Annotated in this window: 16 protein-coding genes; 5 read left to right on the top strand and 11 right to left on the bottom strand. The window is 42.7% G+C overall.

Annotation, left to right across the window (positions count from 1 at the left end):
• Positions 1 to 332: 332 nt before the first annotated feature.
• The 6 genes from istB to AC1HDP_RS18355 all read right to left on the bottom strand — a co-directional run bounded on the left by istB (position 333) and on the right by AC1HDP_RS18355 (position 5,562).
• Entirely contained in the window at positions 333 to 1,079 is a 747-nt protein-coding gene (gene istB / locus AC1HDP_RS18380) for an IS21-like element ISSba11 family helper ATPase IstB (RefSeq protein ID WP_479640017.1), read from the bottom strand.
• Complete coding sequence (istA, locus tag AC1HDP_RS18375; protein WP_479640016.1) at positions 1,069 to 2,571, bottom strand: IS21-like element ISSba11 family transposase; 1,503 nt, start codon at positions 2,569 to 2,571, stop codon at positions 1,069 to 1,071. Before istA ends, istB begins: the two co-directional genes overlap by 11 nt.
• A gap of 108 nt (positions 2,572 to 2,679) precedes the next feature.
• Entirely contained in the window at positions 2,680 to 3,624 is a 945-nt protein-coding gene (locus AC1HDP_RS18370; protein ID WP_479640015.1) for a hypothetical protein, read from the bottom strand.
• A gap of 151 nt (positions 3,625 to 3,775) precedes the next feature.
• Entirely contained in the window at positions 3,776 to 4,336 is a 561-nt protein-coding gene (locus AC1HDP_RS18365; RefSeq protein WP_011787542.1) for a hypothetical protein, read from the bottom strand.
• Between the two features lie 346 nt (positions 4,337 to 4,682).
• The gene (locus AC1HDP_RS18360; protein ID WP_479640014.1) at positions 4,683 to 5,081 is read right to left on the bottom strand and encodes an H-NS histone family protein; all 399 of its coding nucleotides are present in this window, start codon (positions 5,079 to 5,081) and stop codon (positions 4,683 to 4,685) included.
• 205 nt (positions 5,082 to 5,286) lie between these two features.
• Positions 5,287 to 5,562 (bottom strand): HU family DNA-binding protein, encoded by a 276-nt coding sequence (locus tag AC1HDP_RS18355; RefSeq protein ID WP_479640027.1) that lies wholly within the window; start codon positions 5,560 to 5,562, stop codon positions 5,287 to 5,289.
• A gap of 640 nt (positions 5,563 to 6,202) precedes the next feature.
• Here AC1HDP_RS18355 and AC1HDP_RS18350 point away from each other — a divergent pair.
• The 5 genes from AC1HDP_RS18350 (at position 6,203) to AC1HDP_RS18330 (ending at position 9,965) form a co-directional block, all read left to right on the top strand.
• Complete coding sequence (locus tag AC1HDP_RS18350; RefSeq protein ID WP_479640013.1) at positions 6,203 to 6,628, top strand: hypothetical protein; 426 nt, start codon at positions 6,203 to 6,205, stop codon at positions 6,626 to 6,628.
• A gap of 103 nt (positions 6,629 to 6,731) precedes the next feature.
• Complete coding sequence (locus tag AC1HDP_RS18345) at positions 6,732 to 7,016, top strand: hypothetical protein (protein WP_479640012.1); 285 nt, start codon at positions 6,732 to 6,734, stop codon at positions 7,014 to 7,016.
• Positions 7,017 to 7,603: 587 nt separating this feature from the next.
• Positions 7,604 to 8,611, top strand: a complete 1,008-nt coding sequence (locus AC1HDP_RS18340; protein ID WP_479640011.1) for an ArdC family protein — start codon at positions 7,604 to 7,606, stop codon at positions 8,609 to 8,611.
• 57 nt (positions 8,612 to 8,668) lie between these two features.
• Positions 8,669 to 8,980 (top strand): hypothetical protein, encoded by a 312-nt coding sequence (locus AC1HDP_RS18335; RefSeq protein WP_479640010.1) that lies wholly within the window; start codon positions 8,669 to 8,671, stop codon positions 8,978 to 8,980.
• 622 nt (positions 8,981 to 9,602) lie between these two features.
• Positions 9,603 to 9,965 carry a hypothetical protein gene (locus AC1HDP_RS18330; RefSeq protein ID WP_479640009.1) on the top strand — a complete coding sequence of 121 codons (363 nt, stop codon included), beginning with the start codon at positions 9,603 to 9,605 and terminating at the stop codon, positions 9,963 to 9,965.
• A gap of 31 nt (positions 9,966 to 9,996) precedes the next feature.
• Here AC1HDP_RS18330 and traI read toward each other — a convergent pair whose 3' ends face one another.
• The 5 genes from traI to traG all read right to left on the bottom strand — a co-directional run bounded on the left by traI (position 9,997) and on the right by traG (position 22,086).
• Positions 9,997 to 15,990 (bottom strand): conjugative transfer relaxase/helicase TraI, encoded by a 5,994-nt coding sequence (traI, locus tag AC1HDP_RS18325; RefSeq protein WP_479640008.1) that lies wholly within the window; start codon positions 15,988 to 15,990, stop codon positions 9,997 to 9,999.
• 61 nt (positions 15,991 to 16,051) lie between these two features.
• A complete protein-coding gene (locus AC1HDP_RS18320) occupies positions 16,052 to 16,447 on the bottom strand; it encodes a hypothetical protein (protein WP_479640007.1) in 396 nt (131 codons plus the stop codon).
• A 12-nt stretch (positions 16,448 to 16,459) separates the two neighbouring features.
• Positions 16,460 to 18,604 (bottom strand): type IV conjugative transfer system coupling protein TraD, encoded by a 2,145-nt coding sequence (traD, locus tag AC1HDP_RS18315; protein ID WP_479640006.1) that lies wholly within the window; start codon positions 18,602 to 18,604, stop codon positions 16,460 to 16,462.
• 9 nt (positions 18,605 to 18,613) lie between these two features.
• Positions 18,614 to 19,207 carry a hypothetical protein gene (locus AC1HDP_RS18310; protein ID WP_479640005.1) on the bottom strand — a complete coding sequence of 198 codons (594 nt, stop codon included), beginning with the start codon at positions 19,205 to 19,207 and terminating at the stop codon, positions 18,614 to 18,616.
• A 20-nt stretch (positions 19,208 to 19,227) separates the two neighbouring features.
• Positions 19,228 to 22,086 carry a conjugal transfer mating-pair stabilization protein TraG gene (traG, locus tag AC1HDP_RS18305; RefSeq protein ID WP_479640004.1) on the bottom strand — a complete coding sequence of 953 codons (2,859 nt, stop codon included), beginning with the start codon at positions 22,084 to 22,086 and terminating at the stop codon, positions 19,228 to 19,230.
• Positions 22,087 to 22,088: the final 2 nt, after the last annotated feature.

Here is a 22,088-nt window from a genome sequence, read left to right as displayed (position 1 = left end):
CAGTAGAAAAGCGTCTTTAAATGAGGCGTGAATCAGTTCTCTAGAGATTTGATTCATCGTAAGGCAAAAAAAGCCCCGCTGGAAGGTAAAAGCGGGGTGAAATCGGGCGCTGTTGTGCCTGGCGTGAATCACTCTGGTGTAGAGTGATTCACTGGCTCATTTTGACGCCCACCTAAGGGGTTGACAACACACCGCCGAACTCAAAAACACACTGTAAACACTGAACTTCAGGTTTACAGTAAAGTCGCCATACGTTGGCAATCCCTCTTGTATAGCGCGTCAATTAGCTTGGCCGATCCAGCGACAATTAACTTGGCCGGTTGAGACTCGGTTTAATTTAGTTTGTTTTGGGCTTCTTTTCGCCTGTAGCTTTCTCCTTTGCATTGCAAAATTTTCGCGTGGTGGATCAGCCTATCGATTGCAGCTACGGTCATCACGGTGTCACTGAATAACTTATCCCAATCTTCGAATGATTGGTTTGAGGTTATTATTAGGCTATATCTTTCATAACGATGCGCGATAAGCTCGAACAAGACGCTAGTTTCTTCTGTACTTTTTTGCACGTAGCCTAGATCGTCTAAGATTAACACTGCAAATCTGTCCAATTTGACTAGGGCTTCTGGCAATCTCAGCTCTTCTTTCGCTTTTTGCAGGTGCTGCACAAGTAGGCTCGCACTCATAAATTTAACTCTATGCCCTTGCTCTACAAGACGATAACCAAGTCCAGCGGCAATATGTGTTTTACCTAAACCACTGGCACCGAACAGCAAGATATTATCTCCTGTTTTCAACCACTCAGCATTATCGGCTAAATGCCAGACTTGCTTCTTGGATAAGCCTTCAACTTCGCTAAAATCATAGGTATCAAGATATTTACCTATTGGTAACGTTGCTTCTTTTAAGCCTCGCTGCAATCGCTTTTGTTCTCTGCAACTGAGTTCTAATTGGCATAATTCAGCTAAGTAACGCTCCACCGGCCAATGCTGCTCTCGTGCTTTCTCAGCCAACGGTTGCCAATGTGGAAGTAAGCTCACTAGCCGAAGCTCTTTGAGAATAATAGGCAACGTTTCAACTGACATATTCATTCACCTCGTCAAGAATTTGCTGATAAGACGCTAAGCTATGTTGTTGTACTTTAGGGTTAAATTCCCACTCTTCGTCTTTTAAAAAACGTTCTTCACAGTCAATTATGTTTGGCCGTTGCCCTAGGTTTATCCCTTCGAGAACGAATCTTCCTACCGCTTCTTCACGATCTGATTTACTGGCGATATTGAGTAACCTAACCATATAAAGACTTGCTTCATCAGCACTTAGTAGAGCATCGACATTCTTCCATATTTGGCGATAGTCTTCATTTGGAAGCAGTTGGTCTCGCCATTGGCACCCCCTGAATGCTCGAGGTTTTTTCATCAGTGCACCGATTAAGTGACGATAATTAATTTGATGACCGCGATTATTTGCTGACGTATGTACGCGAGTGAGCGTGGCGGTGTGCACTCCATGGCAATAGATATCTAATTTTTTATCGAAAAGATGCACGCGCAATGTTGCACCGACGAGTCTGGATGGTACTGAATAAGTCACTCGTTTTAACTGAAACGTACTGGTGCTCGATACTTTTACTGGGTAAATTTCGTAATTAACACTTTCAAATTTAGGTAAGGGTTGTAATTGTCGTTGCTCATCGATGAGAAGTGCCATAATACGGCGATTACGTCTTTGGACGACGTCATCAATAAATGTTTCATACTCGTCAATGCTATCAAAGTCACTTGAACCACGAATAGCCAAAGCTTGTCGGATTTGGTTTTTTAGATGATTGTTGGCGCTTTCAATGGCACCATTTTCATGGGCAATGCCGGTGTTATTTTTAGAAGGTTTGAAACCATAATGAATCGATAATTCTGAAAATCGTTCAGTAAATAATGTTTCGTTGGAATGGTTTTTATAAGCAGCGCTCAAGCTATCCGTTCTGACTTCCTGTGGAACACCATTTGATTGTTCAAAGGCATTTTGTAAGCCTGTAGCAACAGCTACGAAGCTTTCTCCGCCGTATACGACTTGAACGTAACTCCAACCACTTGCAGGTAATCGATAGTTAAAAAATCGATGCTTAAGAGTTGTTCCTCTAATCGTGACAATGAAATCCGCCCAAGTGAAATCCATGATCCCCAACTGACCGAATTCTTTAACTTGGCGAAAAATAACCTCTTTATCTTGGCCATTTATCTGTCGCCATTTTTGAATACGTCGCTCAAGGGTTCGCCTTAGCGTTACAGCGAAAACATCTGAATATTCTTCGCAAAGATAATCAAACACGCCAACAGGAGTAATAGTGTCAGAAAGTTGTAGGAGTGGTAAAACGACGGGGTCCCATACAAGTTCTAGGGGGTCGGTACGAGTACGGTAGTTTCGAGGTTTTGATGGGCCTAATTGTCGCTTGCCGGATTCAATCCGTCTTGCAGAGCGTTCCGAAATGCCAGCTTTGCTCGCTGCAGTAACTTGAAGGTGATCTTTTCGTTTAGACATAAATAGCCTTATTTGTTGATCTGTAATTCGATGACCTGGCACAAAGAACTCCCTTAGAATCTTTGTCCAGAATGTATCAGATCAACCGGCCATTCTAATTGTCGCTGAACCGGTCAGGGTAATTGTCGCGCAATACTCTTGAGCCGTTTGTTATATTTTTTCACCCAACTGCACTATCCCACATCCCCAGTTACCGTCATCTTGCTTAGTTATAAAAAGGTTTATTTTTGTTAGGAACCTACTCTCTTTAGCCATCCACTTGACCAACTTAATCTTGGAATCGTTACCCTTGTAATCTTTCTTTTTTACATGTGACTGCAAAATATCTTGTATCGTGCCTGCGGCGAAGTCTGTAACACTTAACAAGTCACTTGTTAAGGGATCATCCTTAAAAGGTTTAGCAAAACCAAGAATCTCAAATTCATAATCGCAGTACATTTTTAAGATATTGCCGTATATCTTTTGAGTATCTTCAAAAGAGCGTTCATTACCATCTTCATTAATGGCGTCATTGTCGCAAAGCCACAAGGTTTTTTGTCCTTGATGACCAAGCAAGCTTAAAAACATACATAGTGGATGCAATACCCTTAAAAGCTTCTCTGCATCCTTTCCTTTCCAACCAGAAAAGCCATGATTAGACAGTTGTTCCACTAGTTGCTTATGAGATGCTTTTGCATCTAATCCAAAAACAGTTTCAATACTCCGATCAATTGAAACCGTTACCAGCGCTCCATGTATGTACTTATCTACTAAGTCGAGATATTCAGATAATGCCCTTTTGATTGGACCATATCTCAAGTCTTTATAGTTGAGCTCTTTGAATGGCTCATTCAAAGAGTGTTTCCCCCGAAGTTCTTTTATATATCTTTCAAATACAAAGCGTTTATCAGCAGAAAGAATAAGGAATGCGTAAGTAGAGAAATCGGAACCTTTATGCTCACCACCAAAATCAGACATTATAAATAGCCCATCATCAGCGCTAAAGTCAGGTAGTTCAGGGATCTTATAAATATCTTTGGCAAGTAACCTCGCGTATAAAGGGTAACCATCATTCATACGCTTAAAGTCGTGACGGTTTTGTTTTCTAACTCTCAAACGAGCTCTCCACTCTCAAGAAAAATGCATAACGCCCGCTTAAGGAGCAGCCAACGCTACTTACAGCATAATACCGTAATCACACAAACCAAAGCATAGTAAAAATGCCGCGCGTTGGCCGTACCTCTTGAAGCGTTTGTTATGAAACAGACTATCGATAATCTTCAATTTTGAGAAACTCCCTGAACGTAGACTCCATTTCGTCATATACCTGTATTTTTAACTTGAAAACTAACTGCTCGTATTCAGTTTTACCTGGATCGTTACTTAGGAAGAATACCGTGTTTATTACATTGTTAATATCAAGCGCCACATCGCAAGGGAAGTACAAACGATTTAATTCAAAGTAATCAATTAATGCCTTACATTTGTCGTCAATTTCGATACTGGAATCTCGGAGCTTGTGATCCGCTAAAAGCGCAAGTTCACTCATAAGTTTGTAGAGGTTAATTACTACTGTCTCTCGCTTCACATAAAGGTTACTGAACACAACTTCGTGCTCTTTTTGGATTTTAGCTAACTGTGATTTAACATCTTCTAGCTCTTTTTGATGACTTAACCGCTGATCTTCCAACGCTTGGGCATTTACTAGTTCATACCTTTTTATTGCAGCTGACGCTAATGAGTTAGCAAACAACATAGCAAGAAAGCCTATCGCAGCAGAACTACCAGCCGCAGCTAATATTGTTAAGAATGCTTCTTTTAATTCCATACAACCTTCTGATTTTCATAAAGTTTATCGGTTAGCATGCGTTTCTCCCTCATTAGGCCAGTAAAAACGCGCAAGCTAAAGAGTTAAAAACACTCAAAAGCATCGACATTTAAATACGACTGTATATCCATGCATTGTTAGTCGCTTTACGATAGAGCCAAACATTAGGCACACAGATGAGATTTTGTCGGACAACTCGTTCGTCAGTTTTCGATTCACTCAACAAGTGATAACAAAAATTAGTTATCCAGAAACTGTGAAAAATGATCGTATTCAGTGCGTGAACCAGACTAGGTAAGTCTGATTCACGGCGTATCTTCTGCTGCGGCTCAAGGCCGAGATAGCGTTACGCTATGATAAGAAAATCCTGTAGCTCGAAGCCTTCATTTAATTCTTTTTGAAACACCTTGGGAGTGCGGCCTTGGCCTGTCCAGGTGATCATTTCGCCGTTCACTTCTATCTGATATTTCGGCGGTCTAGGCTGGCGTGGCTTCTTGGTTATTGCGACTGAAACGGTGCCTAGATCTGCTGGAGTTAATCCTAATTCAGCCATTTGCTTTTTAATGGCATTGAGGCGGGCGTTTCGTTCGGCATTGTGAATTTCCGCTTCTGCTTGTTCTTGTTCTCTGGCGTCCATGATTGCGGTTAACTGTTTTTGAACGGCGTGGAGTTCTGGCAAGGTTAACGCTTTGGCTTCGGCTTTCAACTTGCGGAAATGCGTTAACTTTTTAAGGAAATCGGTCATAAATGGTTTTCTTTAATATAAACGTGGTCAGGGAGTATAAAAAGTTAGCGCTAAATATCAAGCGCATAGCGGTGTTAGCGAGTAAGCCTTGAGATTATACTTGTTTGCTTATCACGTTAATTAACGGCAAATAACACTATCTAAGCACAAAAATGCGTGTGGCTAAGAGAAGAAGAGCGTCATTAGAGACGCTTTTCTTGTGGTATTAAGCATTCATGGCTTCTTTCAGCGTTTTACCAGCCTTAAAGCTAGGGATGCGTTTGGCTGCGATGGTCATAGGTTCACCTGTTTGAGGATTACGTCCTACACGCTCGGCGCGAATTGTTGATTTAAAGGTGCCAAAGCCTGTGAGCACAACTTCTACATCAGTCTTTAGGGTTTCAGTAATCGTTGCGATAAGAGTTTTTAATGCTGCATCCGCTTCTTTCTTGGTGATGTCACTGTTGATGGCGATTTTTGCTATGAGTTCTGTCTTTGTCATTGTTTTGTATCCAGTGAATAAAAATTTCGCTGGTAACATGCCTGCTTTTTTAAATTGTCGCAATATTAAAGCGTTGGGCGTCTTACGGTGAAAGCTTCATGCGTGATGACAAGCAGCGGCTGCGCCGCCCTCTGATTGCTCACTGGTGCATCGTGTATATCCTATCTCCTTTTGATAACGTAACTTTTTCAAGATTGTGAGTTGGGGCTGTTACTCAATCCGTCATCATGGCTTGAGCTGGGCGTTCCCTTCGGGCGGGCTTTGCGCTTCGCGCCCCGCGATAATGATTAGCCGGTGCAAAGCGCAACAAGTTGCAGCACTGGCTAATCATTCCTGCTTGCCAATCCCTAACGCAAAAGCCAAAGACAAAGCCAAAGACAAAGCCAAAGACTAAAGCACTAACAGCCCCTTGCCTGGTTAAGTGTGAGTAAGCTCGCGCTTGTCCTTCGCCAGTCATGGTTTTCCTGTGCAAAGCGAATATCAATCACGCCGCGCTTTGACTTCTAATCTGTCTCACGCCACGACCTAATTTTCAAGGGAAGCTGCGCCGCTTCGCGCCCTTGAAAATCAGAACGATGGTGTGAGAACAGGAAGTCAGGCGCAGACGAGATCGATATTCAACCACACAGGAAAACAAGCCATGACTAACTCACTCCCAGCACAAGCAACTCACACTAATACCAGTCAATCTACTGTTAGCCTCAAGACACAAGCAGGCTCTCCCAAGCTCGATATTTCTGAAAGCAAAACCACAACCACAACTGAGTTATTAATCGCATTTACCGAAATAGAGCTAACGCTGGCCGTTGTTAAAGCAAAGTTTGCGTTAATTTATTCTGAAGAAGATGACTATATTCTTGGCGGCGCGTGTCAAGATTCATTTTCTGAAGGTGTTAAGTTTTGCGTTTTGATGAATGAGTTTTTGGATTACGCCAGATGCAGCCGCGAAAATCTCAAAATACAGCCAATTGTTAACAACATACGAAGCCTGATTTCAAAAATGCCTGAAATTCTACAGTCTGAATTTTGGCTAGGCCACGATGAAATGAATTGCCCATACATGTGAAAAACAAATAGCGGGTGAACAGGCGTTGACAGGGCGCCTGAAAATTTAAACGACAAATTCATGTAAACACAATACAATAACTTTAATACTGACAGGTGATAAAATGAACGCAAATCAAACTAATCAAATTATACTCACTGCCGAGCAACTGATTAATATCGTTGGTCATGCTGCTACGCAAGAGCAGTTAGACAACGTAAGGCGTGAGCTTGACACTAAAATTGAACGTGTTGCTAGTGAGTTAGATGCCAAAATTGAGCGCGTAGCCACTCGAACTGATAGTAAAATTGATTCCCTGAAAAATTGGATGCTTGCGACTGCGTTTACAATGATCGTTACCGTGGCAGCAGCTACGGCCTTTCTTGTTGATAGGTTGCCACCGCAATAATTATTGGTTTCGCATTTAATACAGCCCTTTTTAGGGCTGTTTTTGTTTCTACTCTCCTATCAGTTGCGGCCAAAGCGAGTTAACGCAGCGGCTTCGCCGCCCTCTCGTTGTTCTCTGGTGCATCGTGTATATCCTATCTCCTCTTGATAACGTAACTTTTTCAAGATTATGAGTTGGGGATGTTACTGGCTCCGTCATCATAGATTGAACTGGGCGTTCCTTCGGGCGGGCTTTGCGCTTCGCGCCCCGCGATAATAATTAGCCGGTGCAAAGCGCAACAAGTTGCAGCACTGGCTAATCATTCCTGCTTGCCAATCCCTAACGCAAAAGCCAAAGACTAAAGCACTAACAGCCCCTTGCCTGGTTAAGTGTGAGTAAGCTCGCGCTTGTCCTTCGCCAGTCATGGCTTTCCTGTGCAAAGCGAATATCAATCACGCCGCGCTTTGACTTCTAATCTGTCTCACGCCACAACCTAATTTTCAAGGGAAGCTGCGCCGCTTCGCGCCCTTGAAAATCAGAACGATGGTGTGAGAACAGGAAGTCAGGCGCAGACGAGATCGATATTCAACCACACAGGAAAGCAAGCCATGACTAACTCACTCCCAACTCAAGCAACTCACACTAATACCAGTCAATCAACTGTTAGCCTCAAGACACAAGCAGGCTCTCCCAAGCTCGATATTTCTAAAAGCGGCAAGAATAAAAGCAAAGGCAAAAAAGTAGTCAAGCCTGTATTTGATATGTATCAAGAAGTGACTAATCAAATAATTGAGGCGTTAGATAATGGAGTTAAGCCTTGGGTGTGTCCTTGGAAAACAACTGGCGGCTTTGGTGGTTTACCTGTGAATTTTCAGAGTAAGAAAGCATATAGCGGCATTAATATTTTATTGCTTTGGGTTTCTGCAACTAAATTAAATTTTCCATCTAATTACTGGCTCACATTTAAGCAAGCCTCAGAGCTGGGTGGCTGTGTTCGCAAAGGTGAAAAAGGCACTCGAATAGTTTTTTATAAAATGCTTGAGGTTGAAGATAAAGCCACAGGTGAAAAAGATAATATTCCTATGCTTAAATCCTTCGTTGTATTTAATGCTAGTCAAATAGATGGATTAAAGCTTGAGGTTGTGACCGTTGATGATGAATCAACTTCATTTGAAGCCATTGAACGAGCGGAAATGTTTTTAAGTGCTACAGCCGCGAATATTAAAGAAAGTGGCGCAAACGCTTATTTTAGACCCTCAACCGATGAAATTGTTTTGCCCAGTCGCGAACGCTTCACTAATGGCGCTGATTTTTATGCCACCGCTTTACATGAGTTAACTCACTGGACGGGGGCAAAGCATCGACTCGATAGAATTAAAGGGAGTCGTTTCGGTTCTGAGGATTATGCGTTTGAAGAATTGATCGCAGAGTTAGGCGCTAGTTTTTTAATGGCGGGGTTGAATATTAGCGGTGACGTTCAACATGAATCATATATCGCCAGTTGGTTAGAAAGGTTGAGAAATGACAAGCGTTATATTTTTAAAGCGGCTAGCGCAGCATCAAAAGCTCACCAGTATTTAATGGAACTTACTAGCGAGAAGCAAATAGCAGCATAGAAGATAACGGGCTTAATGATAAGTAACGATTAAGCCCCTAAGAATTAAGAGGGTAATATGAACGAAACCAAAGAAGAAAAAGCAGCAAGAGATGCAAGGGGAATAGCATGGCTTGGTGTGACTAATCTGAGTCGTGGGGTTAATGCGTTACTCAATGGCGATAATAATAAAATGCTTGCAGAGATATTTTACCGTCATGCTTTAGGAGATTGGGGGTTAGCGTGTGATGATGATTGGCAATCTAATAATTATGCGCTTGCTAACGGTGAACGAGTAATATCCGTGTATTTATTTTCAGGGGTTAATATTTGGATTATTACCGAAGCCGATAGAACGCGAACTACAGCGTTATTGCCTAGCGAATACTAATACCCCACAGCAAGATGATTAAGCCGCGCAAGCGGTTTTTTTGTGCCTGAATTTCAACTTGAAAATGTAACTCTTTCAAGTTTTCTCGCGATACTTATGCCCTGGTACTGCTTCAAATGGCAGCGGCCTTGTCTATAAATCCCATCGAATCCGAAGTAAAAAAAGCAAACAAAGCTGACCGAAAAAGTAATAGTTAAAATTCACCAATTAGAGACCACACCCCACGCAAGAATCAATAAATTGATTCTCATGGTTGTCTGTGGTGTAAGTCATTGAAGCAAAAGCATATAAAACTATTTGTATATAAAAACTATTTTATTGAAATCCATTTGAAATTTATCTTAAATCGTATTAAAAAACTAATACAAAAATAATATTATTGTATTAAGTTGCTGTAATCACAAATGAAATGCTGTTTTAATACACTTTTAATAATAATTGTATTATTTCGTATTAAACCGTTGGTATGTGAGGGTTGTCAGTGGTTTTTATTTTCATTGTGTATTAAAGTTTAATACATGAGGTAATACGATTTAATACACTTCATAGTTATGAATTAATATAAAGTAATACACCTGATAATCAGTTTTAATACAACTTAATACAGTGGGGTTTGATTGCTATGAGTAGAAGTAAGGTTGTGCAAGTTCCTTGTGATGCTGATTTATATGAGAAGCTAGCTGCTTATCGGGATAAGAAAGGTTTGACGAAGGATGCCGCCGCAGCACGAGAGTTGATCGCACTGGCGTTGAGGATCTTGGAACACTCAGAAGATAAAGAGGTGTTGTCTACCCGTGAATTGATGGAGGCTATTCTTGAGTACACTGTCAAAGGATTCTATCAAGGTGGGTTGACGTTCTATCAAACCTTTGACGAAGAAAGGTTAGGTGGTGATATGTCGGTGCGAAAGCAGCATAGAAGTATAAATCAGGATAACGCGCAGAAGAAGATTGCTGAAATATTGGCAGGCCAAGAAAGAGGCTAATAATAAATTAGCCTCTTTTTCTATTTATTGGTTATATTGTTTTTTCTCCAATATCGAATTTTGGCAGTTCGATATTTGGAGTGCTTCGAGGTGATATTGCTTGGTGATTATCTATTGCTATCTCCATAAATTTATCATTGGATAAGCTTGCTAACCTACCTTCTTGTTGATTGTTGTTTGTCGGGATTACATTTGTAATGTCATTGCTTAGCGACTTGATTGAATTTGCCATAACCTTGTTTTTTGTAGTGATGGAATCAATGGCTTCATTGACTAACTGATTCGTTATTTCGCCCTTGTTGAGTCCTTCTGGTATTTTGCTTGTCTCAATAATTATGGCGTGTTTATTAGCGTTAGCCAGCTTGCTTGTTATATCAGTGGCCAGTTGAGTTGTGTCTTGAGTGATGTTTTTATCTAAGACTACAATTACATTATCTCTTAGTTCAGTTGGCTTGATAGTTTTTGCATCATTATTGTTGGTTAGTGCGATAATATCAGCGTTATCTTTATTTTGGCTGTTGATGGTTAATGCGTTTTCTACGCCTACGGCAATTATGCTGTAGTTGGTGTTGTTCGCTTTGTTTATGCAGGTGTGGTTGCCAGACTTCGAGCCTAATATTCGTTTGGCTACTTTTAAATTAGTTTGTTGATTACCATTGTTATCTAAGTATGTAATTTCTACGGCTTTAGTTTCACCCTTGTTATTGGTTATATTGGCAATGAGCGCAGGGTAAGTTTTGCGAGTTTCTGATGAATAAACATCATTGTGGAAACGTATGTTGTTATTGTCGTTGGCTACTATTCCCAATTGTTTTAAATAGAGTTCTGCTGGTGTGTTACTTAATGGTTTTGATTCATTGAAATATTGCAGCGCTCTAGCTTCGAGTTGGCTTTGCTTAATTGGGGTCGTGTCTTTGAGCTGCTGATGCTTATCGTTTTTGGTTAAGTCGAACTTCTCTGGTTCCGCTAACATGGCGTCAGCTTTAAATAGTGCTTCTTTGAAATTGCAGTTTTCCTTCAACATAATTAAATTGATTAATGATCCTTTATCGCCTGTTTTCCAATCTTTGAAGTAACCACGATATTGGCCTGTGGTGGTAACTTTGATGTTGCCGTCCTTTTCAAAAGCTAGAGCGTCCTTGTCTGATTTGTCTTTGTTTATGTCACCCAGTAAACGTGCAGCCAATGATTCAGTATAAGCGGGTAGCTTCTCATTGATGATTGCTGTCATTTGCTTAATGTCGAGGTTGCCGTTTATGTCCTGGTACTTAGGGTTTTCTTGTGGCAATGGTTTGTCATTAAACAATGGTGAATGTTCAGGGTAGTGCTTGTCTCGTGTTTCTAGTGCTGAGGCTTTATTCGGATCGTTATTTATCCAAGACAGCATCATTTTCTTGGGATTGTCTGTAATGATTTTTACATGCTGGCTGGCGCGAGTTATGTCAATCATAGCGCGGCGAATATTGGTTAGCTTGGCATTGCCTTTGATTGAGGTTATGACGTTATTGTAGGTTGCCCCTTGAGCCATGTCTGCCGTTCGAGTGTAGGCGTAATCCCAGTGCGCATCTTTGAGTTGTGTAGTCGATAGCGTCAGAGTATGGTTGTCGCTTGACGTTAGCTTCATACTCTTATCATCAATGGTGGTGATACTGTAGGTCTTGTTTCCTTCCATTTCGCGCTCAATATCACTTTTTCGCAGCATGATTTTGTCACCTGCGGCTAATGGTTGCTCTGATTTAGTCCATAGGTTCGTGAACTTATGGCCGTGGTTTTTCGGGTAAAAAAACTTTTCTTCGCCAGTTGTCATGTCTGCCAGCGTGAGCATGTTGTGGCGCTTATCTACGTTCGTAATTTCAAAATAGTTGTCTTTACTGGTTGAGAGGATCAGCCCTTGTTGGTATGGCATCATGGTAGCGAGTTCGTCTTTGCTGGCATGAACGCCGCGCAAGCGTGTGACAATTCGCTCTTGTTCGCTGAGGGTGCCTTGTTGTTGTAGTCCAGGTCTAATTTCGTGGGTGATATCGTCCCGCTCTTTATTGGTATAAGCAATGATTAGGGTGTTTTCTCGTGCCGCTGGGGTTCGAGATAAATATTCGAGCGCTACGGTGGTGGGTAGTGCTTCGGTTGCTAATTGTTGGTCTTTCTTTGTGTCGCCTGTGATGGGCTTGAGTGTGGAGATAATATTTTGCGTTTGTTTGTCATGTTGATTGTCGGATGGTGGGTTTTTGTCCTGTTGTTGGCTGCTTTCTACGGGGTCACTTTTGTAGTTACTCGTTTGGCTGATTTGATACTCGCTTGATTGCTGCTGAATTTTATCAATGGCGCTTTCACCTTGTCGGTCAATAATGTTGTGTACAGCACCTAGCAGGGTGTCGTTTTGTTGTCTTTTTATATCTTTCATAATGACGCTATCAATTGCGCCCTTGCTCATGGCTAGTTCAAAAGGTTTTCCTGCCTCTTGTGCAGTGAGCTGAAACTTATCACCAATGAACACGGCACGAGCGCCAGTGGACTCAATTAGTTGAGTGAACTTATCCATTTGGGCGTTGCCCGTCATTGAGCTTTCATCGAGTAAAAACACGGTGTTGGCGTATTGATTCGGCGTTGGTTCTTGGCTAAGGAAATTGCTTAATAGTGATTGCACTGTTTGGCTTGCTACATTTTTATCTTTGAGTTCGTTTACTGCGGCATGAGTTGGTGCCAGGCCGATAAAGGTTGTTTTTGGTGTGTTTTTTCCAGTTTGAGCCTGTTGCTTATCAAGCAATGCTTCGCTGTGATGAACCAGTGTTATTCCTGTTTCGAGCATGGTTGACTTGCCTGTACCTGCAAGCCCTTGAATAGCAACAAAGCGGTCTTTGGTTGTGGTAATGAGTAGCGTTGCGTCCTTTTGGCCGTCAGTCAGACGGGTATTCTCATTGAGGGCTTGAGTTGCCAACTCGCTGCTGATTAGTGGCGAAACTTGGCCTTTACCTGCGTTGAAGCGGTCTAAAATTCTGGTTTCGGTATCAATAGCGGCTTGGGTTGTCCAGCGTGTGCCGTCATGGTATTCCGCGCTCAATGGTTGCGGGGTATGTTTTGATTGAGTTTGCGCAAACTGCTGTAGTTTGGTTTCAATTTCGGCCTTGGTAATGCTGGTGTTCTTTTCTTCAAAAGCGTAACGAATGGCTGTTGATACCAGTTCTTTGTGGGTAAATCCTGCTTCTTTTTCACTGATATGGTTGAGTGCAAATTCTACCGCATTGTGTACTAACCCTTTGTCTGTGTGTTGGTCACTAATCACGGCAAGGGATTGGCTAACGTCTTGTAGTAATAGGGCGCTGGTTTGACTATTAACGAACTTTTCTGGTGCATCGGTAGACTGCATGATGCGGTTAATGCTGGATGGTTTGATTTCGCTTTTTTCTAATCGGTCATCAAATTGTTGAAGCTTATCGGTGTATACATCAATACGCTTTACGCCTTGGGTTAGAGTCTCGTGTAGCCATTCTTTTGATGCGCTGTAGGCTTTGATATTAACGATATGGTGCGTGGCGTTAGCGTTGATATTGGTCGGCGTGGCGGCGTAACCATGATTGAGCGGAGCATTATGTAATTCATGTGCCTTGACCGTGCGAAATTTGCCCTCACCATCCACTACAGTGACGATTTTAGGGGTTAGTTCAGTGACCGTGTAATGCTGTTTATTAAGGCCACTATCATGGTGATTACTTGTCATATACAAGCTATCACCCTTAGCTATGTGCAATGTGTCGGGTCTGCTAACGCTATACTGGGCGGTTTTGAACGCCTTTGTGTTGGGGTTAAGCTCTGATTTTTCGCCGTTGATATTGACGACAGTTAACGTGTTATTTTCGCGATTAACCTTATCAATGGTTAAGGTTTGTTTCTGGTTGCGTCCCGCCACTTTCCCCCATGACGTTAACACCATGCCTTTGCTGTATTGGGTTACAACTTCTCGCTGCTCATTACTCATAAAGACAGGGTTTAGCGTTGGTATATTTACGCCTAAGCGCGACACGTCCCCTCTGTTTTGTAGTTCTGTGCGTATGGCAGTGTTGAGCTGTTTAACGTCTTTATGTGTTGAAGCGACAACTTGAGTTTGGTGTTTGTGTGGTAAATCTGCATAAGCCTTAGCAATAGCACTAACCCGCTCTACATCACTGCGTTCTCTTAGTGTTAACTGGGTATCACTTTGCTTGGTTGCCACCCAATTGCTTTGATGGATATTGCCCTTTTTCAACACTTCAATAGCATTGCCTGCTTTCATGCCTTGCTTGGCATTAGCGTGGTTAAGCAGTACCAATTTACTGTTACCTTGCTGCGCTTGAGTGATAAGGGTTTGCAGCTCTGACGTGCCCAGTTTGTTGGCGTTCTCAACCACAATTAAGTCACGGTTAGTATTGGTTACGTTGTTATTGAAGTTGGCTAACGTGTGGGTATAGCTAGGTTTAAAGTGGTTTGCAATCCACTTCACAATGCTTGAGGAATCTCGACTCACGGCTTTCTGAGTCTGTTGCTCTGTGTTTTGGTCAGGGGTGACTATATGGACGTGTTTACCATTGGCTTCACCTACATGCAGTAATGCCGTTGCCAGTTGTTTGCTGCTACCAAACACATTGACTAAGTTCACTTGCTTGGTGCTGGCAAACAACTCAACGATTTTTTTCTGATTGTCGCTATTTAACCCTTTACCTTGTAGGTGCGCCGAGTCTATGACTTGGCGCATCTTAACTGTTTTCGGTTCAATGCTTTTAAGCAGCTTAGCCTCAGAGTCTATCTGCGCTTGCGTGGTAAATATGGACGCCTCTTTATCTAGCGGTATGAGTGCGCCTTGTTGAATTTGTAAATCAAGAGCAAGCTTAATACTGATTGCATCGAGCTTTTCCCCTTGGGTAAAGTGGGTGGTGGCCGCTTCAATAAGCTTGGCGTAACTTAATATATTTTGTGTGTTACTGCTGTGGCTAATGGCGCGATTAACCGCATCTAGGGCTGCTGGTAATACGGTATCGTGTTGCGGCTCTGATTGTGCCTTACTCATGCTGTTTGCAGCAAACTCAGTTAGGCTAAAATCGCCTTGCGTGGCCTTACTTGTCCACTGGCTAATAAGTGTGGATTCAGCGGTATATTCCTTGGCTTTGCGCGTATCTTTCGCCGCCACATCTTTGGCCGCTTGGGAGTCCAACCCCATGCTTTGGGTTTGTTCTTTGATTTGCTGGCTGCGGGTTGAGAACGAATCTATTAAGTCTTGCGGTACACCTTGCACCTCAAACAAATTATTACCCATTGGGCGAGTCTGGTAGCCCATTTGTTCAACACTACGAGCTAGGGCGCTTTGATACAGTGACGTGTAATATTTTTGATGGTTATAAACCCGCTCACCCGTCCCGTTAATGATGCCGCCCTTTTGCTTGAAGCTACTAGCAAGCGCCCTTAATGCGCCCTGGCTATCACGGGTCATGTTAGCGGTTAATGAGTGGGTATGTAGTTGCGGGTCGCTTTCGCGGCTGGTTTTATGTCGCACCATTGCAAACAGTAAGTTACCCGTATTTTCAAATGATGTCGCTTTAGTGGTGGGGTCGGTTTGTCTCGCCTGGGCAGCATCTTTTTCTATGTGCGTTAGCGCAAACTTTACCGCTTCATCATGTGCGGTAATTAAGCGTTTATCGCCCCCAACCAGCGCTAACAAGCTAACAGACTTTGGCGCGGAAAACGTAAAATCAAAGCCGTTTCTCGCGTTGTCGTTTTTGACCTTTAGTGAATCACCATTTAATTCGCCAGCTAAAACATTCGTAAGCTGCTGTTCTTCTACTGGCTTGCCGAGCATTCCTTCTTGCTGCGCTAATTTGCCAAACCACTGGGTATTAGGTTCTGCGCTTTGTTCTTTGAGGTAATAATTGGTATTGCCGTTTTGGTCTGCTTCGTCTTTTTCTAGTGAAACGTCAGGCAAGTTAAGGTCTTTTTCTTCACTCAAATAGTAAGCGGCTGCGCCGCTTGCACTTGATGCGATAGGGCTAATGGAAAGCATAGGTTGCCTCTCGAATAGCCCTATGGCTATTCGTTAATGGTTGATAAATTGATAGGAGGGGTTACTTGTACTCTAAGTTAGAATACTTAATTGTTTTCGTAGTTAAAGCATTCAATTCACACAATGAATAAGATGTTATAGCGCTGCCGCTCATGTTCATAAATTGAAACGATTCATTCGCTCTATCGTATCCAATCCTGCCGTGAGCAAGCAGATTGCGGGTCGTTTTAAGCTCTGATATAGCCTTTATATATTCATCGGTTAATTCAATTTTTACTTTGAAAAATAATTCTGAAAACGGCATTTTCTGTATCAAGCGTTCTGCTTCATCATAATGAATGCCCTCACGAGCCAATATATTATTAGCCTTAAATCTGAGGTTTCGTTCTAAACAACTAAATGCCAAAAAAAATTTACCTATCCGTAGTGCTAGAGGTTCGCAATTAACTAAATTCATTGTTTTGTACTCCTACAGCTCAATGTCATCATGCAGACCAATGATCTGTTCTTCTAGGTTTTGCGCATCTTCGATAGTTTGGTTTTGCGCCTCAAGATTGGCTTTCTTTTTTACATCACTTTCTTTTTTCTTGGCCTTGGTTTCGCTCGCTGTTTCAGTGGGTAAATTAGCTTGTGCGTTGGCCTGTTTACGCTTATCCAATAAGTCTTGTGCTGCCGCATTGGTTTTATCATTGAGCGCTGTCATGCGCTGAACTTCTGCCTTGCGTTCATCATCGTTATCATCACCTTCATACATTTTTTCATGTAGCCCTTGTAACGAAGTTTTATCATTTTTATCGAGGCTAGCTGTTGCACTGTATTGATGATAATTAAGGTTCCATTCAATCTGTTTCATGCGAGCTGATTGGGTGTAGTCGCGTTTGATGAAGGGTGGGCAAAGTGACTTCATCTTGTCGAAAACAAGATCAACCTGCACAACTGGGTATTTCCCAGGTGTGCGTAACCAGAATTGTAAATCTTCAAGCTGCATGATTTCTGAATCCATCACAATCGGACGGGTGATCGTGTTATGCCCAAGAGATACACCATCCCTTAGCTCATGTGCGCCATAGCTATATTGCTCTCGTGAAATATCAACTTCTTGATCGCCTAAATCCGCAGACGATATTTTTGCCATTTCCCTAGACGGTGAACGGAAATACAGGCGAGTGTTGAGTAAGTCGAAGATTTCTTTCGCGGCATTGTCGCCATAGATTTTTTTGAGCTGTGCAAACGACTGAAAACCAATCACATAACAGCCGCCAAACTTGCGAACCTCCGCAATGGTTTCACCCAATTCTGGCAGTTTATGCAAGCTCGCGGCTTCATCCATGATCACCCAAATACGGCGGTCTGGGTTTTCTTGCATTTCTAAAATGGCCGTTGATGCAATGGATAACCACATTGAGATCAATGGTCGCAATGACGCATGTTGTTGTGCATTGCTTGATAGGAATAGAAACCCTTTTTGGCTGTCATCCTTAACCCAATCACGAATAGAAAACCTGCGGCGTACCAGCTTGCCGTTTTCATTCCTGGCATCCAAATTTTCTAAAAAACGCAATGATTTGATATAGGCCGCTAGCACGGACTTAATCGAAATCGCCGTTTTTTGGATTTTGTCAGAGACTAAAGAAGCTGACTCCGTGCCTTTTAAATATTCGCTTAATGACTCAAGTTCAGACGTTAGCATGAGTTCTAACAGGCGTTCAGTTGTGCGGGTTTTCTCGTTTTCACCCATGAGCTTAAAGGCTGTACTAGATAAAATAGTTCTGGCTGATTGCACCCAAAAAGGATCACCTTCCCCGTGCATAGGGATTAATGCCGAGGCCATGTTTTCAAAGTCAGAAGCTTCTTTTGCATCACACCAAATATCCCAAAAAGCACAGCGTTCATCAAAGGGGTTTAAGATCACATCACGCTTTGGGTCATAAAACTTACTGACAAAGGTACAACCCTTGTCATAAATAATGGCCTTGTCACCTTTTGCGCGAATTTGAGTTAACAATTTACGCAGGGCAACGGATTTTCCAGCGCCAGTGGTGCCGTCAATCAAGAGGTGTTGGACTTCAAAATTCTTTTTGAAAATATGGAGTCCATCGAATTTGAACTCTGATCGCTTCTTGGCTTTTTTGAGCGCCTTAGCCAGTTCTTCGGGAGTGCCTTTTTCCATGCCACGAATAAAGTAATCTTCGGTCTGCTCGTCACCAGTTCGCTTAAAGTAGAACATGGCGAGCATTAGAAAGATAAAGCCCATCGTTGCGCTAATTAAGAAGTAAATCTGTGTCCACAGTAAAAACTGCTCATTTGCTTGGATTAATACCGCATTTTGCAGTTGTTGACCGAGCGTACTGGTATAAGTAACCCCTTGCCATTCGGTGTGAACCACATGACTTGACGGTTTAACTAAACTCACCGCTTGGTTAATCCAGTATTGATAGGCTCCTGCTAAAGTTTCTTGTCCTAAAAACAAGAAACATAACAGGGCTGTTAACGCTAATACTCCGTAACACGTCCAGCGAATAAGTACGGCATTAACCTGTACAAACATGCGCAGGTTATGAAATAGAATTTGACCGCCGCGAGTATAGTTACTGCCTTTTGCCCGTTTATTCATGTTCATCCCCTATTGCGCTGAGGTTGTTCTGAATGGATTACGAGCCTGTTCTATGGCGTTGTAGTAATCAGCACTTATACTTGTTAGGTAGGTGCCGTGAGGTGTCTGTTCAATTTTGATTAGCATCTTATCGGTAGTGATAGTTGCCATTGGATTCTCACTTATATAAATAATTTGTGCGGAATTATTTGTATTCATATAAATCGCCCCACTGGAATCCTTATCATCGAAAAATGGAGACTGAAACAATATCTTGATTTGTTCTGGATACCGCTCTTTGAAAGCATTTAGTAATGAATGAAATGTATTTTTATTAGACGGGTATGAGAGTAATAGTTTGCCTAACTTTTGTTTGTCGTCAAAAAATAAGGTGGCGTAATATAATCCAGGTTGGTTGAGTTGTTTGCCAGACAATCGATTTATAACTCCGTTTTTCGGATAACCTAATCTTGTGATTGGTTCATCAGGGTCTTTAAATGTATATTTTTCTCTTATTTCTGTAAGGGTAGTTTTTCCCGTAGTAAAACCAAGAATATCAATCTCAGCAAAGGCGCTGCTGCTCAGTAAGCACAGAGATAAGAATAAGGTTGTTAATGTTTTCATTGGGTTTCTCATTTGGTTAATCATAATTTTGAGCCTGGATTAAACGGGTTAGATACACGCTGGTTTTTGTCCATTTTTTCTTGTTCTGTCATGGCATTTCCTAGTATTGGGTCGGAAGGCACTAATTCGTACTCTTTTTGCGCATCGGCAAGTGCCTGCTCACGGTCAATGCTGGTCACTTGGCTGTGAATGTGTTGCGGTTCATCTTTGTAAACGTCAGTTCTTATCTCGTTGACGCCTTGTTGTGCTGTGCCGTTAATGCGGTCATATTGGGCTTGGGCGTAATAATCTTGGATAGGTTCGTTACTGTTTCGGCCTAAAATATCAATGGACGCTTGGTGACTGATATTGTCTTGCTGCACTTTGTTGAAATCCACAGGCGGCGGTGCTTGGTAGCTGTTTTTTACATCGTTGTGACTTTGCGGTAAATCACCACTGACTAATTGAGCCGCATAGGATTTAACTTGGTCGCTTTGGGTAAATTCCTGTATGTATTGCTCACGCATGGCGCGTGTTTCGGCGGTATCACCGTGAACGATGGCCTCAAAATCTCCCTTGCCTTTATTCTGTCGATCCTTCTGCACATGATCTACGAAATCTTGGTTAAGATTGCGATTGACAGCCAAGTCGCCACTTTCAACACGGTTAGCCGCTTCACTGTATTGTTGCGCTTGTGCTAGCAATGATTGCTGTGTCTTTGCGCTATCTACACTCTGGTCAAGACTGCGTAAGAATGATGTAGTTTCACCTTGTGATTTGTTATTCGTTTCACCGACTTGCTCACCCGTGTTAAATGATTTTACGGTGTTTATCGCAGAGGTAAATTGATCGCTGTATGATTGCTGCTTGCTTTCACGTTCTGAGTCACTGAGTCGTGTAGAATCTGATTCATCCGTTGAGCCTTTCATTCCAACAGTCGCTGAGCCAGACGCACCAAACCCAAGTATGCCCGATCCTGGTGTGCCAACCTTAATCCCCGCTTCAGCACCCACATATCTGCTGGTTAGGTCGTTAATGGCTTCCTCTTTGCTCACTCCGAACTCTTTGGCATAAGACGATACGACACTTGATAAGTCAGACACACCTTTGTTGCTTGTGCCGCTATCACCTGCTGAGGCGTTACTGCCGTAAGTTTGATTTTCGTTTGTTCCAGACGTGAGTGACATAGCGCTATTGGCTGCTGCTCTTATGTTCTGGCTGGTTTGTTCCCCAGCATTTAAACTGGCGGTTGTCATTTGGCTGGCTGATTGTGACAGCGATTGGGACATAACATTGCTGCCGCTGATATTGGCCTCAAGGCCACTACTTATCGCATTCTGGCCGTTAATGACTTGCTTGCCTGAGTCGAAGGTTGTGGTCTCATAACCATTCGCACTTTGTACCGTGTTGCCGTAAGAGCGGTCGAGTGATGTGGTATCCAGTTTGTTGGCGTGAGTGTTGTTGTAGCTGTAGTTATCCACTTGCGCGTTGCCAAGGTTTATATCCCCACTGGCGGCACTGGCAGACGTGCGTGAATTGACGCTATTCATCATGCCCGCAAATTGGTGCGACATACTGCTCATTACTGCCGCGCCGCCTTTCATCAACAACGGCACAATCAGAACAGGCACACTCATCATTAAGAAGCCTGTCATGGCCGCATAGCGAGAGTGCATTTCTTGCAGGGCGTCAGTGTTGCTTAATGTAATGCCGTGATAAATATCAGCAACAGCGGAGGTATTCAGTGATAAGCGTGTCGTCATAATGAAGTTGATTAGTGCAAACATGACAGGCCATGTGCCTAAGTAAATAAAGCCCTTAATATAGTTACCGAGCACCAGCGCGGTAAATTGAGGGATCATAGCCAATGCCACGACTAAGAACGCCACACAGCTAAACAATAAGAACAAGATGGATTGCAGCATCGGCAAAAACTCCCTGGCTTGCAGTGCCATGCCTGCCCACATTGAGGTGGTTTGCATTTTGTTTTGTGTATAGGCGTAGTTAAAGGCCGCTGCTGTGTTATTGGTCATAGCAGCGTCATCGGCCAGGCCATTGCGCAGTGCGTTAATGGTCATATTTTGCAATGTGATTTGAGACGCGCTTTTACTGATATTGGCGTACTTCTGATAACCGTTTTGCATACTTGATGTTAAAAATGCTTCGTTTGATGTCGCCTTATTGCCATAGACCCAACTGCCTAATAGTTTAATGTTTTGGGCGCTTTCAGCTTCAAACATTCTTTTCAGTCGTGGTAGCGCATCTTTGCAAACGGGATAATCGTTACCCATCTTTATTGCTCGCAGTGGTGACGGGTTATTCTCCGCTAAGAACTGCCAAATGTCGGGAGCATTGGCTAGTTGCTTCCAGGTGTATTTGTTGTTGAGCAAAATGTCACCGCGAATACAGCTACTCATGTAGTGCTGCCAGTAGCTTTTTAACTGTGAGTTCTCAATCTCATTGTGGGACGATAAACGGTACAGTTTAGCGCCGAACATCATGCCTGTTTTACTGTACTGTTCATCGTTGGGAACGTGAAACACGTCCTCAACGGTTTTGGTGACGGCATACATATAGCGCGAAGCCCACGAAGAAGGGAGGGCGACAATGATAGGTACATTGTCCACACGGTAGTTGCCTGTAGGGTCGGTTAGGTCGGTGATTTGTACTGTGGCCGTGATATTGAATAAAAACGGTACCGCAAAGTAAACGGCTGCCCATTTCCCAATATCTTTGTGGTCTTGCTTCATAAAGTAATGAAAGCTAGTTGCTACCAGTGAGAACATGGCCGCGACTTGGATTATGCTAGCGAACCCATCTGATTTGAACAGCACGGCGATAGCATTCATTACTTGTTTGGCTACATCACCATTGGTATATGTGAAAATCTCTACAACCATGA

Source organism: Shewanella sp. ISS20 (assembly GCF_056522965.1).
Note: the sequence above shows the minus strand (reverse complement) of the source record. Positions and strands in the feature narration are given on the sequence as shown.

Bases quoted from the DNA above. Each gene is read 5' to 3' on its own strand.
- istB (WP_479640017.1), bottom strand. From the start codon at position 1,079: ATGTCAGTTGAAACGTTGCCTATTATTCTCAAAGAGCTTCGGCTAGTG.
- AC1HDP_RS18365 (WP_011787542.1), bottom strand. From the start codon at position 4,336: ATGGAATTAAAAGAAGCATTCTTAACAATATTAGCTGCGGCTGGTAGT.
- AC1HDP_RS18360 (WP_479640014.1), bottom strand. From the start codon at position 5,081: ATGACCGATTTCCTTAAAAAGTTAACGCATTTCCGCAAGTTGAAAGCC.
- AC1HDP_RS18355 (WP_479640027.1), bottom strand. From the start codon at position 5,562: ATGACAAAGACAGAACTCATAGCAAAAATCGCCATCAACAGTGACATC.
- AC1HDP_RS18350 (WP_479640013.1), top strand. From the start codon at position 6,203: ATGACTAACTCACTCCCAGCACAAGCAACTCACACTAATACCAGTCAA.
- AC1HDP_RS18345 (WP_479640012.1), top strand. From the start codon at position 6,732: ATGAACGCAAATCAAACTAATCAAATTATACTCACTGCCGAGCAACTG.
- AC1HDP_RS18340 (WP_479640011.1), top strand. From the start codon at position 7,604: ATGACTAACTCACTCCCAACTCAAGCAACTCACACTAATACCAGTCAA.
- AC1HDP_RS18335 (WP_479640010.1), top strand. From the start codon at position 8,669: ATGAACGAAACCAAAGAAGAAAAAGCAGCAAGAGATGCAAGGGGAATA.
- AC1HDP_RS18330 (WP_479640009.1), top strand. From the start codon at position 9,603: ATGAGTAGAAGTAAGGTTGTGCAAGTTCCTTGTGATGCTGATTTATAT.
- traI (WP_479640008.1), bottom strand. From the start codon at position 15,990: ATGCTTTCCATTAGCCCTATCGCATCAAGTGCAAGCGGCGCAGCCGCT.
- AC1HDP_RS18320 (WP_479640007.1), bottom strand. From the start codon at position 16,447: ATGAATTTAGTTAATTGCGAACCTCTAGCACTACGGATAGGTAAATTT.
- traD (WP_479640006.1), bottom strand. From the start codon at position 18,604: ATGAATAAACGGGCAAAAGGCAGTAACTATACTCGCGGCGGTCAAATT.
- AC1HDP_RS18310 (WP_479640005.1), bottom strand. From the start codon at position 19,207: ATGAAAACATTAACAACCTTATTCTTATCTCTGTGCTTACTGAGCAGC.
- traG (WP_479640004.1), bottom strand. From the start codon at position 22,086: ATGGTTGTAGAGATTTTCACATATACCAATGGTGATGTAGCCAAACAA.